Source organism: Rhizobium sp. UGM030330-04 (genome assembly GCF_003208455.1).
Lineage (GTDB): Bacteria > Pseudomonadota > Alphaproteobacteria > Rhizobiales > Rhizobiaceae > Agrobacterium > Agrobacterium rhizogenes_A.
In genome coordinates this window covers 274,385-288,075 of the sequence record NZ_QKML01000008.1, presented here as the reverse complement: position 1 = coordinate 288,075, position 13,691 = coordinate 274,385, and the positions used below count along the sequence as shown (strand labels likewise).

General features: G+C 58.8%; 16 protein-coding genes. 15 read left to right on the top strand and 1 reads right to left on the bottom strand.

Annotated features, from left to right (window positions below; all coding sequences use genetic code 11):
* Window positions 1–377: 377 nt before the first annotated feature.
* Entirely contained in the window at window positions 378–536 is a 159-nt protein-coding gene (locus N434_RS25800) for a hypothetical protein (RefSeq protein ID WP_181423983.1), read from the bottom strand.
* A gap of 709 nt (window positions 537–1,245) precedes the next feature.
* On the opposite strand from N434_RS25800, the gene N434_RS14730 reads away from it, so the two are divergent.
* The 15 genes from N434_RS14730 to N434_RS14665 all read left to right on the top strand — a co-directional run bounded on the left by N434_RS14730 (window position 1,246) and on the right by N434_RS14665 (window position 13,673).
* A complete protein-coding gene (locus N434_RS14730; RefSeq protein WP_181423982.1) occupies window positions 1,246–2,130 on the top strand; it encodes an aldose epimerase family protein in 885 nt (294 codons plus the stop codon).
* Window positions 2,131–2,244: 114 nt separating this feature from the next.
* Window positions 2,245–3,894, top strand: coding sequence for an IclR family transcriptional regulator domain-containing protein (locus N434_RS14725; protein ID WP_181423981.1), 1,650 nt, complete (start codon window positions 2,245–2,247; stop codon window positions 3,892–3,894).
* Between the two features lie 11 nt (window positions 3,895–3,905).
* Window positions 3,906–5,018, top strand: coding sequence for a mandelate racemase/muconate lactonizing enzyme family protein (locus N434_RS14720; protein ID WP_110758882.1), 1,113 nt, complete (start codon window positions 3,906–3,908; stop codon window positions 5,016–5,018).
* 180 nt (window positions 5,019–5,198) lie between these two features.
* Window positions 5,199–6,224, top strand: coding sequence for an NAD-dependent epimerase/dehydratase family protein (locus N434_RS14715; protein ID WP_065117932.1), 1,026 nt, complete (start codon window positions 5,199–5,201; stop codon window positions 6,222–6,224).
* A 29-nt stretch (window positions 6,225–6,253) separates the two neighbouring features.
* Entirely contained in the window at window positions 6,254–6,985 is a 732-nt protein-coding gene (locus N434_RS14710; protein WP_110758880.1) for an RraA family protein, read from the top strand.
* A 3-nt stretch (window positions 6,986–6,988) separates the two neighbouring features.
* Window positions 6,989–7,459 (top strand): nuclear transport factor 2 family protein, encoded by a 471-nt coding sequence (locus N434_RS14705; RefSeq protein WP_065117930.1) that lies wholly within the window; start codon window positions 6,989–6,991, stop codon window positions 7,457–7,459.
* 9 nt (window positions 7,460–7,468) lie between these two features.
* Entirely contained in the window at window positions 7,469–7,759 is a 291-nt protein-coding gene (locus tag N434_RS14700; RefSeq protein ID WP_065117929.1) for a YciI family protein, read from the top strand.
* A 7-nt stretch (window positions 7,760–7,766) separates the two neighbouring features.
* Window positions 7,767–7,901, top strand: coding sequence for a hypothetical protein (locus N434_RS26100; protein ID WP_262517694.1), 135 nt, complete (start codon window positions 7,767–7,769; stop codon window positions 7,899–7,901).
* Between the two features lie 38 nt (window positions 7,902–7,939).
* Window positions 7,940–8,746, top strand: coding sequence for a shikimate dehydrogenase family protein (locus tag N434_RS14695; protein ID WP_065117928.1), 807 nt, complete (start codon window positions 7,940–7,942; stop codon window positions 8,744–8,746).
* Window positions 8,747–8,887: 141 nt separating this feature from the next.
* Window positions 8,888–9,694 (top strand): transporter substrate-binding domain-containing protein, encoded by an 807-nt coding sequence (locus N434_RS14690; protein ID WP_110758877.1) that lies wholly within the window; start codon window positions 8,888–8,890, stop codon window positions 9,692–9,694.
* A complete protein-coding gene (locus N434_RS14685; RefSeq protein ID WP_110758875.1) occupies window positions 9,684–10,757 on the top strand; it encodes an Ldh family oxidoreductase in 1,074 nt (357 codons plus the stop codon). The genes N434_RS14690 and N434_RS14685 overlap by 11 nt, the downstream gene beginning before the upstream one ends.
* 27 nt (window positions 10,758–10,784) lie before the next feature.
* Complete coding sequence (locus N434_RS14680) at window positions 10,785–11,579, top strand: transporter substrate-binding domain-containing protein (protein WP_110758873.1); 795 nt, start codon at window positions 10,785–10,787, stop codon at window positions 11,577–11,579.
* Window positions 11,580–11,607: 28 nt separating this feature from the next.
* On the top strand, window positions 11,608–12,291 hold the full coding sequence (locus N434_RS14675; protein WP_065117924.1) for an amino acid ABC transporter permease: 684 nt from the start codon (window positions 11,608–11,610) through the stop codon (window positions 12,289–12,291).
* Window positions 12,292–12,307: 16 nt separating this feature from the next.
* Window positions 12,308–12,955, top strand: a complete 648-nt coding sequence (locus N434_RS14670; protein ID WP_065117923.1) for an amino acid ABC transporter permease — start codon at window positions 12,308–12,310, stop codon at window positions 12,953–12,955.
* Window positions 12,939–13,673, top strand: coding sequence for an amino acid ABC transporter ATP-binding protein (locus N434_RS14665; protein ID WP_110758871.1), 735 nt, complete (start codon window positions 12,939–12,941; stop codon window positions 13,671–13,673). Before N434_RS14670 ends, N434_RS14665 begins: the two co-directional genes overlap by 17 nt.
* The last annotated feature ends 18 nt before the right edge of the window (window positions 13,674–13,691 follow it).

Here is a 13,691-nt window from a genome sequence, read left to right as displayed (position 1 = left end):
TGCCCCCGCAACCAAAATTTACCGGAATATCAAGACTTTGTCGGCCTCCCAACGGGAGGCCTAAGTCGTTTTTAAGCCTAGCACAACGCAAGCACAGAATCCGGTGTCAAAATGATGTGCCTGGACGATGACGGCCTGAAACCTCGTGTCGAATTTGTCATTCAATCGCATTGCCATCTCATCAGATTGGGAGATAGCAATGGGCGCAAACGCACTTGTCCAAACATGTATTGATGCCGAGATTCGGGATCGTGCTTATGAAGCCCATTGAGCATAATTCCGGACGGCCAGTGATTGCAGTACGAAGACTCTCGGTCTGTCCGACATTCGAAAACATGGGGTGTGCCCGCCTACCGGAAGAAAACTTTATCGCAGGGTCATGGCGCCAGCCGCACGATGATCGTGGCCTCAGAAGACGACAATTGCCGCTCGACCATTCCGGCTTGCGATGAATCAAGGCCATTGATGGTCACGTTGCCGCCCGTAATTGGCTCTCTCACCACCGGCTCGAAGATGACGTCTCCATTGACCAGCAACTGGGTCTTCTGCCCGAGAGCTGCGCGCGTGAAATCCTCATGGCTCTATCCTATTTAGGCAAAGCAGTCGTTGCAAATAGTCCACCGTGGCGAAAAGCTTGAATACCGTGATATTAAATTTTCAAGAAGGGGAGACCAGGATAGGTCGAAATTAGAATTAGATACTCCTCTAACACTACGGTATTTAAAGGCGAAAGGACTTCGATAATTCGACCATATGGAAATTCACGATTAGATCAGGCACCACAAGGTATGGCGCTCGGCTCAATCCTTCGGGCGTCTTAAGACATTGTTATAACTATATAATATATCGCTTGTGGAAATCGGATTTATGGGGTTATTGGTTCGGACCCCATCAACTGCACGGTCATGCAGTAGTAAGACCAGACAGTCTATCTCTTGCCGTGCCGCGCATCAAATCTTTGATGTTGGCCACCGTTTGGCAGTGAGCTTTCCGTGAAGCTGCCCCATATCCCAAGAGAGACCGGCGGAAGGGACAGGCTCCGGTTTCGATACGGCGATCTGATGGGCGTTCGCCGCGCATGGGGTGCCTGCCTGCCTCTGGTTCCCGTCGGAAAAATCTCACCATATGGGCGGCATTCCCTCAAGAGGAAAAGAAACATTGTCAGTTTCCAAATGCGACCGCAATTTCAGGCCCATGACCGGCCGATCCCATTCGGCAGGCAATCTCAGACAGGGAGCGAGGGCTATGGAGCGACAACTTTACGGAACGACGGTTTACGACATCGCGTCGGCACAGCTTTCCGCGAGCTTTTGTCCGGGGATGGGCGGCCGGCTTCTGGTGTTTCGGGCTAAAAACGGCTCCGACATCGTCATTCCCACTGAGCCACACGGTTTCGACGTTATCAACTGGCCCCGGGCCGGGGCCTATCCGCTGGTGCCCTATCACAATCGTCTTGCCCGGGCAAAGATCGCGGTGGGCGAGGACGTGGTCGCCCTTCGGCCGCACCCCGCCGCCATGCCGCATACTTTGCACGGTCCGGGCCATGCCAGACCCTGGATGGCGGGCGTGCATCATGCGAACCTCTTTTCGATGCGGCTCGATTACCGGGCAGATGACGACTGGCCGTGGGATTTTCACACGGAGCAGGTTTTTGAACTGGATGGCGAAAGTCTGCGCCTTACGATGACAGTGGAAAACCGGTCGACTCGTCCCATGCCTGCGGGTATGGGTTGGCACCCCTATTTCGCTTCCCGCCACCCTATCGTTGCCGATGCGGGCTACCTCTGGCCACACGGTCCAGATTACCTGCCTGGGGGTGAACGGAGCCGGACGGCAGGAAACGACCAGCCGGTGCATGTGGAAACCGCCTATTTCGAGGCGTGGGGGAGAGCGCGGATTTCACTGGGCGGCGATGTAACCGCAACGATGACGGCCTCACCACCGTTCGACTTTCTCGTCGTCCATCGCGGCGCCCCCTCCCATATCTGCGTAGAACCCACCACGCATGTCGCTAATGCCTGGAATCTTGGGCTGTCACCGTCACAAACCGGCGCCGCCCTTCTTTCTCCCGGCGAGCGTCTCACGGGCGAGATTGAAATCCGCCTTTCAGGCAAATGTGACGGGCATTGACGCCTTGCTATGCCGGCGTCTCATGATGTGGGCATATTCACGCTCGACATGGACTTTCCAGCGGCGTTTATATGGATCGTCTCATTGATTGGGTTTAGAAGCGGGGGCATGTCCATGAACGATGTACAGTGGTCGACGGATCTAATCTCGCCAAAGAACGTGGCCGGCACGGCCCTTCTTGGCAAGGCGTGCGATATCATCGAAATCATAGGAAGAGCGCCGGGGCTGGTGGGGCAGGTGGCGCTTTCGGAGCAGACAGGCATTCCCCGCGCTACGCTTTATCGTATTCTTGCTGCCCTCATCGCGCGAGGCCTCATACGTCCCGACCCCGTGACGCAGAATTATACGCTGGGGTTCAATTTCCTCGAACTGGCGCAGAATGCGTGGTCGTCGTCCGATCTTGCCTCCATCGCTTCGGTGGAGCTTCGCCGCCTGCGTGACCTGACCGGCGAGACATCTTACTTGGCGGTTCAGGAGGGTGCCTATGTCCTAGCCCTCGGCCGGTTCGAAAGCGCCCATGACAAACGTTCCAGTGCCAGGCTCGGGGTTCTGAAGCCGATGCATTGCACCAGCCAGGGCAAGTCGATACTCGCGCATCTGAGCGAGGCGCAACTGGAAACGTTTCTGTCAGGCGAACTGCAATCCTTCACCGCCAACACCATTTCCGATCCCAGGCAATTGAGGTCACATCTCGCCATTGTGCGCGCTCGCGGTTACGCCATAGACGATGAGGAAATTGTCCTTGGCACGCGTTGTGTCGGTGCAGCCATCCTTGATGACGGTGGCCGTCCATTGGCGGCGATCAGCGTGGCCGGTCCTACCTTCCGCATGCCGCCGGAACGGGCCGAGCAACTGGGCACGGAACTGGCCGAGGCAGCGAGACGCATTTCAACCCAGTTGACACCAACCCTGAAGGCGGCCGTGCAGCATTCGGGTGGCTTTCGTGTCTGGACGACCCATTCCGCCTATGTCGGCGCGGCACCGCGCTGGGACGGCCGGCGCAATGCGCTGGTATGGGCAGACCTTCTTGCGCCTGCCATCCGCATTGATGGCGATGGTGGCGCAGACCTTCTCTATTTGCACGAACTTGCGCAACGGATCGGAACGCTTTGCCTTTCGGAGGACGGTTTCGTGGTTTCGGCCGGGGGCGACGTCGTTCTCTGCGGACCGGAAGGTATCCAGCAGAGGGTCGGCGGTTCTGGCGCATTACTCATCCGTGCTCTGCGCACGGACATGGCGGGCACCATATGGGCGGCAGCCTTCGATGCCGAGGCCAATCTTACCCATATCGGACCGTGGACGATCGCGGCGGGCTTCGAGCCCGTTTTCGAGCTTGCTGGCGACGTGACGGATATCGCATTTGCTGGAGAACTGGGGCTTTATGTGGTTCAGCCGACTCGGCAAAGTGTCCTGCTTCTCGATCCGGTGACACGGCGCCGGCGCAAGTTCACGGATATCCCCAAGGTTGCAGGATCACCCTGTGCCCTTGCCGTCGATGAAAATCTCAACGCTTGGATCGGCCTTTCGGATGGCTGGAGTGTGATCAAGCTCGATGAAAACGGCGAAATCCAGCGCACCATTGCCCTGCCCATTCCAAGCCCGATCGGCATCGCCTTTGGGGGAGAGGATCTGTCGGATCTTTTCATCACCAGCGCCCGCACCGGCCAGACCCGGGAAAGCCTGAACAACGCACCACTTTCTGGGCAACTGCTTTCCGTCAATGTGGGCGAGCGCGGACTACCGGAAACGAACGGCAAACCCTAAAAGAGGATATCATGCCTGAGACCGCATCCCGCCCCGTACCGAAGATTGCTTCGCTGAAGACCTTCGCTGTGCGCATGCCATTTGTGGACGGCGGGGCCGGCACCGGTGGCACCCCGAGCCGCTGGCACGAACTGGACATGGTGCTGGTCCGGGTTGAGGACGAGGATGGTCACGTCGGCTGGGGCGAAGCCTTTGCTTATTTTTGTCTGGAGCCGGTGAGGGCCGCTGTCGAGCGCATGATCGCTCCCTTCGTTGTCGGTGAACGAATTGACGACATTGTCGCATGGAATATGGGCATTCAGAAGAAGCTGCACCTCTTCGGACGGTATGGAATCACGCTCTTTGCGCTTTCTGGTGTTGACATCGCATTGTGGGACCTGGCGGCGAAACGGCAGGGCTTGCCGCTGTGGCGCCTGTTCGGTGCGGCGGAGAATACCGAGCGGCCCGCTTATGCCAGTCTGGTGCGTTACGGTGATGCCGATCTGGTAGCACAACAGTGCCGGCGGGCGCTCGATCTCGGTTATCGTCTGGTGAAACTGCACGAAGTCGAACCGGTGGTGATTGCACGAGCGCGGCAGGCGATCGGCACCGACGTGCCGCTGATGGTTGATGCCAATTGCGCCTGGTCGGTGGAGGAGGCGAAGGCGCTTGCGCCCGTGTTTCGCGAAAACAATGTATTCTGGGTCGAGGAGCCGGTTTTTCCACCGGACGACTATGCTGCGATGATTGCTCTCGAGGCCGCCGGAATCCCTGTAGGAACGGGCGAAAACGCTTCTACCGCCTTTGATTTCAGCCGCGTCATCCAAAGCGTCAGCTACCCTCAGCCAAGCATGACCAAGGCTGGTGGAGTGTCTGAGTTCATCCGCATCACCGAGGCTTGCCGAGTGGCAGGCAAGACGCCCATGCCGCACACGCCCTATTTCGGGCCCGGCTATTTTGCGACACTGGCTCTGCTGCCGTTGATGCCGGCGCAGACGCTGGTCGAATATCTCTTCGTCGATCCGGAAGCCTGGATCGCCGAAACACCTCGGCCGGAAGGTGGCAAACTCCGCTCGTCGTCCCGCTCCGGAATAGGTTTTGCGCCGGATCCTGAGGTGCTGGAACGTTACGCGGTCAAATCCTGATCCCAACATGTGAGACGGCAGCGATGCTGACCACAGATCACCACTTTTGTGGCAGGCAAAATTCGATAGATTGAAATGGCTGGCGGCGAGGAGATCGCCAGCCGAGAACCGAAGGGAAGCAGGCTTTGCACAACGGCGGCGCATCGTTGCCGCCGGCGGAGATGCTGTGAGGACAGAGACATGGAAATTTTTGTATCCGGCGCCACCGGGCGGGTTGGCGGCGTACTTTCGGCCGCCTTGATGAAGCGTGGCCACAATGTAAGAACCATCGCTATTGCGGGTGATCCAAACCGCGCAGCAACCGAGGCGGCGGGTATTCTCTGCCATACCGGCAGTCTCGCCAGCTTCACCGATGTCGAAAAGGTCATGGAAGGCGTGGAGGCCGTGTTCCACATGGCGGCCGTCATCTCGTTCCAGCCCGGCGCCCGCGATCTCTTGTGGGATGTCAATGTGATGGGCACCTATAATGTGCTACGCGCCGTGGCCACCCAATCCCGGCAGCGCCACATCCGCATGGTCTTCGCATCCAGTGATCAGGTCTATCCGACCCGCTTTGCCCGTTACCGGCCGACGGATGAAAACCACCCCAGGGAACCCTATACGTTTTACGGCATGACCAAGGTTCTCGGCGAGGATATGGTGAAGTTCTACCAGCGTTCGGAAAAGCAGCTCGACATCAGCACGGCCGTTTTCTCCCATACTGAAGCGGCGCATGAGATTATCGATCCGGACGGCGAATATGCCGGCCCGGCCTTCTACGTCAATAGTCGTGTCCGCAGCCTGAAGGCCAGCAGCACGCATCATGCCGGTGCCACGTCCAATTCGGAACTGGACCAGATTCTGTCGATCCTCGAGCCACTGGTGGCGGACGACCAGCCGCTGCTTTTGCCACGTGACGTCAACGGCATTCCGCATACCCAGGAACTGGTCGATGTGCGCGATATTGTCGACGGTCTGCTGCTGATTTTCGACAAGCCGGAAGCCATCGGTGAAACCTTCAATCTTGCCCCGGTTTCACCGGTCAGTCTCGGCGAATTCATTCCCTATCTCGCCCGAAAGACCGGTCGGCGCGTGGTCGAGGCAACGATCCCCGTCGATCTCGGCCGCACCCATGGCAGTAACGTCAAGGCGCGTGCCATTCTCGGTTTCCAGCCCAAATATTCGATGTTCGACATGGTGGACGAGGCGATTGCCGCCCGTTCCTGACACACACCTTCATTTTCAGGAGATGTCCTATGGTTGAAATTTCCAAAGAGACCCTGGACAAGCTCAAGGCTTGTTCAACCGCCACACTAACCACTCAGCTGTTCAAACGGAACTTTCGCCAGCAGTTCCTCGTCGGCCTCAAGCCGCTCAACCCGGATGCCAGCCCGTTTGCGGGGGAAGCCTTTACGCTTCGCTTCATTCCCTCGCGCGAAGACAAGGACTGGGATCTCGGTGATCTGAAGAAGCGCGGCGAAGACAACATCCAGTGGGAAGCCGTCGAGGCCATCCGCGCCGGCCAGGTGCTGGTCATCGATAGCCGGAATGATGCACGCGCGGCGTCTGCCGGCAACATGCTGATGACGAGGATGATGCGCAAGGGCGTCGCAGCCGCCATCACCGATGGTGCTTTCCGTGACGGCACCGAGATTTCCCGCATGCCGTTTCCGGCCTATTGTTCGGCAAACACCGCCTCCACCCGTCCGGCCTATCACCGTGCCATCGACATGCAGTTGCCGATCGGTTGCGCCGGCGTTGCCGTCTATCCAGGGGACATCATTGTCGGCGACAGTGATGGCGTGGTGGTCGTGCCGCGTGCCATAGCCACCGAACTCGCCACCGATTCCTACGAACAGGAACAGCGCGAAAAGTTCCTGTTCACCAAGATCGATGCCGGCGCATCGCTCTGGGGTACCTATCCGCCGAATGAGGAAACACTGAAGGAATACGCCGAATGGCGTGCCCGCAACCAGGCGGCGGAGTGAACGATGAGCGGATCACCTGCTGCACGTGCCGAGGCACTTATCCGGCGTTATTTCGACGCCTGCAACGCCGCCGACCATAAGGCTCTTGTCGATTGTTTCACGGACGACGCCGTCCACTATTTCCCGCCGGGGCTTCCCGGCGCGCCGTGGCGGGGGGCTGGCGCGATTGCCGACGGCTGGGTCTGGTGCGTGAAGACGCTCGGCTCCCGCTGGACAATCGAAAAAGTGCTGGCGGCTGCCGACGGACGTGAAGCTGTGATCGAGTGGACCCACTGGAAGACCGCCATTGGCGAAGTGCTGCGCGGCGACGAATGGTACATCTTCAATGATGACGTGACGAAAATCCACGAAATCCGTGCCTATTACGCATCGCCGGTCAACAAGGCAGAGCCAGTGAACAGGCTCCCTGAATTCGATTACGAGGCGAGGGGATATGCACTGCAGCCCCCGTCTCCCGCCCCGAAGATCGTGTGAGGAGACGGCATGCAGTTTACCATCATTGCCCGTGATGACAGGCGGGAAGGTACGCTCGACAAACGCCTCGCCGCCCGCGAGAAGCACATGGAGCGCATTCACGCCATGAAAGCGGAAGGCAGCATCATAGACGGCGGCGCACTCATCGATGATGCAGGCAGGATGGTCGGCTCTGTCGTGCTTTGCGAGTTTCCGGATCGTGCAGCGCTCGACAGTTACATAGAGAGCGAAGTCTATTTCACGGACGGCGTTTGGAAGGATGTCGAAATACTGCCCTTCCGCCGCGTGCAGTGGCGGTGAGGCCGGTATGACTCTCTACCAGAACCTGATCGCCGGTGACTGGGTCGGCGCCGAGGTGCCGGCAAATATCAATTCCTCTGAAACGGATAACGTTGTGTTGCGTGAAGAGGCAGCCTTGCCTCCGAATTCTTCACGGCCTTGAAGACCGCCTTATACACCGGCAGGAAAAGAGACACCGTAATGACGCAACCAAGCATAACCGGCAAGACCCGGGTCCATTTCCTCATCGGTTCGCCCATCGCGCAAGTTCTGGCGCCTGGGTGGCTGACTGAGCGGATGCGAAATGCAAATTATGACGGCATGCTGGTGCCGCTGCATATCGAGAAAGGCAATCTGGAAAGCGCCTTGCCGGTGTTGAAGGCAATGCCTAACGTGGACAGCATCCTGATCACTCTGCCGCATAAATTCGAAGCAACCGCCTTTTGCGACCGCCTGTCCGACCGGGCACGGGTGCTTGGTGCCATAAACGCCATGCGGCGTGAGCCGGACGGCACATGGTTCGGCGATAATTTCGACGGAGCGGGCCTGGCATCCGGCATTCTCAAGGCCGGGCGTTCCATCGTGGGCAAGAAGGTGTTCATGGTCGGTGCGGGCGGCGCGGGGTCGTCCATCGGCGTCTCGATGCTGGAGGAAGGCGCAAGCCATCTGACCTTCCACGATCTGAACAAGACGAACGAGCATGCCCTTTACGAGAAACTGGCTGCAGCCTATCCGGGCCGCGTATCCGTGGGAACCTCTGTGCCAGCGGGCACCGAAATCGTGGTCAACGCCACATCTGCAGGTTTACACGATAGTGATCCGCTACCGGTCGTGCCTGCGGAACTGTCGCCGGCCATGGTCGTCGCTGATGTTATCACCCATCCGATCCCCACCCGGCTCGTGATTGCTGCGGCCGATGCCGGCTGCTTTACCCGCGATGGTACCCATATGCTTGAGGGGCAGATCGAACTTCTCTTCAATTTCATGCTGACACACGGCAAGTGTTGAACGACGCTTCACAGCTTGTAGTGCGTCAATTCGAATTCTCATACTGTGAGACGGGAAAACAATAAGAGTGAAAAAATCGTATGTTCACATTCTGAACTGAATTAAACTCTCGTAATATGAGATAATAATTGGGAGGATCCAATGAAAAATCTAAATTTTCTTATGAAATTCGTCACTGTTACTTTTGTTGTGGCCGGTCCTGCCATGATTTCTTCTGCCAGTGCAGATGCACTGCAGGGTATTACTGAAAAAGGCAAACTTCGTGTGTCCATCGATCCGGCTGCTCCCCCTTATTCGGCGATGGACGAAGCCGGCAAATACAAGGGTTCGGAAGTCGAGGTGGCGAAGAAGCTTGCCGCCGACTGGAAGCTTGAACTGGAACTCGTGCCTACCTCTGCCGCCAACCGCATTCCCTATCTGGTATCCGGCCGTTCGGATGTCGTCATCTCGACGCTGTCGATCACCGACGAACGCAAGAAGGCGATCGATTTTTCCAAACCCTATAGTGCGATTCAGATTGTCGTTGGTGCGCCACGGGCCGAGAACATTGGCAAGCTCGACGACCTCGTCGGCAAGCGCGTGGCGGTGACACGCGGCTCGACCAACGATGCCGAAATCACCAAAGTGGCGCTTCCCGGCACGGATATCATACGGTTCGAGGATGACGCGACCTCCATCACCGCGCTCTTGAGCGGGCAAGCATCCTACTATGTCACCGCGCCGGCGCTGCTGACAACAGTCAATGCCAAGAACCCGGCAGCCGGGCTTGAGCCGAAGATCGTACTCAAGACCAATGTCACGGGCATCGGCATCAGGAAGGGGGAGGCTGCCCTTCTGGAAAAGCTGAACGCCTGGGTGAACGCCGGCCTCGCCGACGGCAGCCTGAACGGCGTCTACAAGACGGCATTCGGCATCGATCTGCCGCCCGAGGTCACAAATGCAAAGTGAGGGCGGCCTAGGGCCTGCGGCGCGTTATGACGTCGAGGCTGTGCGTGGTCTTGTCGCGCGGCTGTTTGCGGCGAGCGGCATGACGAAGACGGTGGCTCGTGAGGTCGCAGACTGCCTGTTGACCGCCGACATGATGGGGCATTCCACCCACGGTCTTGCCATCGCTCCGTGGTATTTCGAGGAAATTCGCTGCGGCGGCATGAACCTCGAAGGCAGCTACGAAGTGCGCTCCGACCGCGGCGCCTGCGTTGCCTGGAACGGCAGGCGCCTGCCGGGTGCCTGGCTCATCAACCGGGCAATCGATCTGGCGCTGGAACGCATCGCCGATCACGGCGTGGTGACAGTGACGATTGCCGACGGACACCATACTGGCGCGCTGGCGACCTATCTGCCGCGACTGACCGAGCGTGGGCTTCTGGTGCAACTGGCCTGTTCCGGGCCGGCCTCCGGTGGGGTGGCTCCGTTCGGCGGCACCCGCGGCATCTTCACTCCCAACCCATTGTCAGCCGGTATTCCAGGCCGGGGTGACCCGATCCTGCTCGACATCAGTTGCTCGATCACCACGATCAAGCGGTCCACGCAGCTCGCAGAGGCTGGTCGCCTCTATCCCGGCGTCTGGGCGCTCGATGCCGAAGGCAACCCCTCAGACGATCCGCAGGTGCTGATGAGTGGCGGCGGTTCACTTCTGCCGGTCGGCGGACTGGACCATGGCCACAAGGGCTACGCGATGGCCCTGCTTGTTGAGGCTCTGACGCAGGGGCTCAGCGGCGTCGGCCGTAAGGACAAGCTGACGGGCATCGCCATGAACACGTTCCTGCAGGTGATGGATCCGGCTGCGTTTGGCGGATCGGATGCCTTTCTGGACGAGACGACATGGCTGATTGACGCCTGCCATGCCAATCCGCCGCGTCCCGGTGTGGATGCGGTGCGAGTGCCGGGTGATCGCGCCCGAGTGCGCGTGGAGGACGCGCGCACGGCTGGGGTGGCGTTGGACCCAGTCATCGTCGCGGCGCTGGAACCATATGCGCAACGCATCGGCGAAACATTTCCGCCGTCCGTCTGACGTTGTCACTTCAACTGGGAGGATTGAATGAAGAACCTGAAAAATATCGTGGCTACGCTAGCGATCATGCTTGCTGCAACCGCACAGGCCTCGGCGGAGGACGCGCTCGCGAAAATCCGCAGTGCCGGCGTCATCCGTATCGCGATCGATCTCAGCGTGCCGCCGTGGTCCTACAAGGACGACAGCCTCAATCCGACCGGTTCGGAAGTCGAGGCGGCGAAGCTTCTCGCCTCCGATCTCGGCGTGAAGATGGAGATCGTCGCCACCAATGGTGCCAACCGGATTCCGAACCTGATGCAGAACCGTGCCGACATCATCATGTCTGCGCTTTCCATCACTGATGAACGCAAAAAAACCATAGCGTTTTCACTGCCTTACTCCGGCAACACCACCTCAGTCTTCGCGCCGAAGAGCATGGAGATCAAATCCTTCGCGGATCTCGCCGAGAAGCGCGTTGCGGTCACCCGCGGGACAACGAACGACCAGGATATCACCAAGATGGCGCCAGATGCCGAGATCGTGCGCTTCGAGGACGAGGCGACGACAATGACCTCGATCGTCTCAAACCAGCTCGACATAGTGGCGATCGCGCAATCTTTGGTCGATCTCATCAACCAGAAGAACCCGGGCAAGGACTTCGAGCCCAAGTTGACGCTCCGCACCGCCACCATGGGCGTGGGCATGCGCAAGGAAGATGCCGAACTGAAGAAATGGATCGACGGATGGGTGAGGACAAATCTCGACAACGGCAAATTGCCGGCGATCTACAAGCAGTTCCAGAAGACTGACATTCCACCGCAGGTTCTGGCGGAAGCCAAATAAATGAATAATGTGAGGCGAAGAAACGACCATGACCTATGAATTCGATTTTGAGGCGGTGCTGGAATATTGGCCGCTGCTTCTGCAGGGTACGTGGACGACGCTGCGCCTCACATTCTTCTGCACCGTTTTCGGTATATTGATCGGCGCCTTCTGCGCGGTGGTGCGCACTGGCGGCCCCGGCTGGGCACGTCATCTGGTGGGCGTGTATGTGGAGTTCATCCGCAATACGCCGCTTCTGATCCAGTCCTATTTTCTGATCTTCGGCATCGCCAGCATGGGTGTCCGCCTTCCCATCCTCGCGGGTGCAACCATCGCACTCACCATCAATATCGGCGCCTATACGACTGAGATCGTCCGCGCTGGCATCGAATCCATCCATCGCGGCCAACTGGAGGCGGCGGAGTGCCTCGGCCTGAGCCGGACGCAGACCTATCTCCACGTCATCATTCGGCCCGCCCTGGAAAGGGTCTATCCGGCACTGTCGAGCCAGTATGTGCTGCTGATGCTCGCCTCCAGCATCCTTTCCTCGGTGGGAGTGGAAGAACTGTTCGGCATGGCCAACCGCATCCAGAGCGACACGTTCCGCAATTTCGAGGTCTTCGTAGTGCTCGGCATTCTCTATCTCTTCCTTGCGGTGGTGGTGCGTGCCGGTTTTTCCCTGCTCGGCCTCGCCCTCTTTCCCCGTCGGCGCAAGCTCGGAACGCCGTTGTGATCCCGGAGCCATCAACATGAACGTGACTTTCATCATTTCCCTTCTGGAAGGACTCTGGGGCACTGTCGTGCTCAGTGTCCTGACCTTTCTCTTCGGCGGTCTTGCAGGCTTCATCATCGCCATGGCGCGCATTTCGCCGATACCGGCGGTTTCGAAGGGAACGAGCGTTTATATCGAAATCATGCAGGGTCTTCCGCTGCTGGTGCTGATGGGCCTCTGCTTCTATGGGCCCGGCATTCTGGGCTATGATTCCCTGACCCCGCTCCAGGCCGCCACCTTCGCGCTGACGCTTTACAGCAGCGCCTATCTTGGCGAGATCTGGCGCGGTTGCATCCAGTCGGTAGCCAAACCGCAATGGGAGGCGGCGGAATGCCTCGGGCTCAGCCGCTGGCAGCGGATGAGAACCGTCATCCTGCCCCAGGCGCTGCGCATCGCCACGCCGCCGACGGTTGGTTTCATGGTGCAGATCGTCAAGAATACCTCCATTGCGTCGCTGGTCGTCGGTTATGCCGAACTCTCCTACAACGCAAAGATCATCAATAATTCGACCTTTCAGCCGTTTCTCTATTTCGGGATCGCCGCGCTGATGTATTTCGCCGTCTGCTATCCCCTTTCGGTTCAGAGCAGGGCGCTGGAAAGGAAGCTCAATGTCGCCAATCGTTGAACTCAAGAATGTTCGCAAGAGCTTCGGCGCTCTCGAAATCCTCAAGGGCGTGACCTTCGAGGTCAATAAAGGGGAGGTCGCCGCCGTCATCGGCCAGAGCGGTTCTGGCAAGAGCACGGCGTTGCGCTGCATGGACCGGCTCGAAACGATCCAGGGCGGCTCGATGGTCATCTGCGGACACAGGCTCGAAGATTCGAATGTCGACCTGAAGGCGCTGCGGCGCGACGTCGGTATCGTATTTCAGAGCTACAATCTTTTCCCGCATCTGACCGTCGCCGAAAATGTCATGCTGGCCCCGCGCCTGGTCAAGGGCATTGCGCGTGCCAGTGCACACGGCATTGCCGAGGCGGTGATCGCCAAGGTCGGCCTGCGCGAAAAAATGGATTGCTACCCGGAACAGCTTTCCGGCGGCCAGCAGCAGCGTGTGGCAATTGCACGCTCGTTGGCCATGGAACCCAAGCTGATGCTTTTCGATGAGGTTACCTCGGCGCTTGACCCACAGCTGACGGGCGAAGTGCTGCGCGTGATGGAACAGCTTGCCGCCGATGGCATGACCATGATCCTCGTCACTCATGAAATGGGTTTTGCCCGCAAGGTGGCCGATAAGGTGATCTACATGAAGGACGGCAAGGTCCACGAGATGGGCTCCGCCGATATCCTCCGCAATCCATCGACGCCGGAACTGTCCGAGTTCATCTCGGAAGCAACTGAGCACTGAATTCAATCCACGGGAGGG

What these genes read in the sequence shown, in the direction of transcription:
- N434_RS14730 (WP_181423982.1), top strand. Translation starts at nt 1,246, where the DNA reads ATGGAGCGACAACTTTACGGAACGACGGTTTACGACATCGCGTCGGCA.
- N434_RS14695 (WP_065117928.1), top strand. Translation starts at nt 7,940, where the DNA reads ATGACGCAACCAAGCATAACCGGCAAGACCCGGGTCCATTTCCTCATC.
- N434_RS14700 (WP_065117929.1), top strand. Translation starts at nt 7,469, where the DNA reads ATGCAGTTTACCATCATTGCCCGTGATGACAGGCGGGAAGGTACGCTC.
- N434_RS14675 (WP_065117924.1), top strand. Translation starts at nt 11,608, where the DNA reads ATGACCTATGAATTCGATTTTGAGGCGGTGCTGGAATATTGGCCGCTG.
- N434_RS14690 (WP_110758877.1), top strand. Translation starts at nt 8,888, where the DNA reads ATGAAAAATCTAAATTTTCTTATGAAATTCGTCACTGTTACTTTTGTT.
- N434_RS14710 (WP_110758880.1), top strand. Translation starts at nt 6,254, where the DNA reads ATGGTTGAAATTTCCAAAGAGACCCTGGACAAGCTCAAGGCTTGTTCA.
- N434_RS26100 (WP_262517694.1), top strand. Translation starts at nt 7,767, where the DNA reads ATGACTCTCTACCAGAACCTGATCGCCGGTGACTGGGTCGGCGCCGAG.
- N434_RS14665 (WP_110758871.1), top strand. Translation starts at nt 12,939, where the DNA reads ATGTCGCCAATCGTTGAACTCAAGAATGTTCGCAAGAGCTTCGGCGCT.
- N434_RS14720 (WP_110758882.1), top strand. Translation starts at nt 3,906, where the DNA reads ATGCCTGAGACCGCATCCCGCCCCGTACCGAAGATTGCTTCGCTGAAG.
- N434_RS14705 (WP_065117930.1), top strand. Translation starts at nt 6,989, where the DNA reads ATGAGCGGATCACCTGCTGCACGTGCCGAGGCACTTATCCGGCGTTAT.
- N434_RS14670 (WP_065117923.1), top strand. Translation starts at nt 12,308, where the DNA reads ATGAACGTGACTTTCATCATTTCCCTTCTGGAAGGACTCTGGGGCACT.
- N434_RS14725 (WP_181423981.1), top strand. Translation starts at nt 2,245, where the DNA reads ATGAACGATGTACAGTGGTCGACGGATCTAATCTCGCCAAAGAACGTG.
- N434_RS14680 (WP_110758873.1), top strand. Translation starts at nt 10,785, where the DNA reads ATGAAGAACCTGAAAAATATCGTGGCTACGCTAGCGATCATGCTTGCT.
- N434_RS14715 (WP_065117932.1), top strand. Translation starts at nt 5,199, where the DNA reads ATGGAAATTTTTGTATCCGGCGCCACCGGGCGGGTTGGCGGCGTACTT.
- N434_RS14685 (WP_110758875.1), top strand. Translation starts at nt 9,684, where the DNA reads ATGCAAAGTGAGGGCGGCCTAGGGCCTGCGGCGCGTTATGACGTCGAG.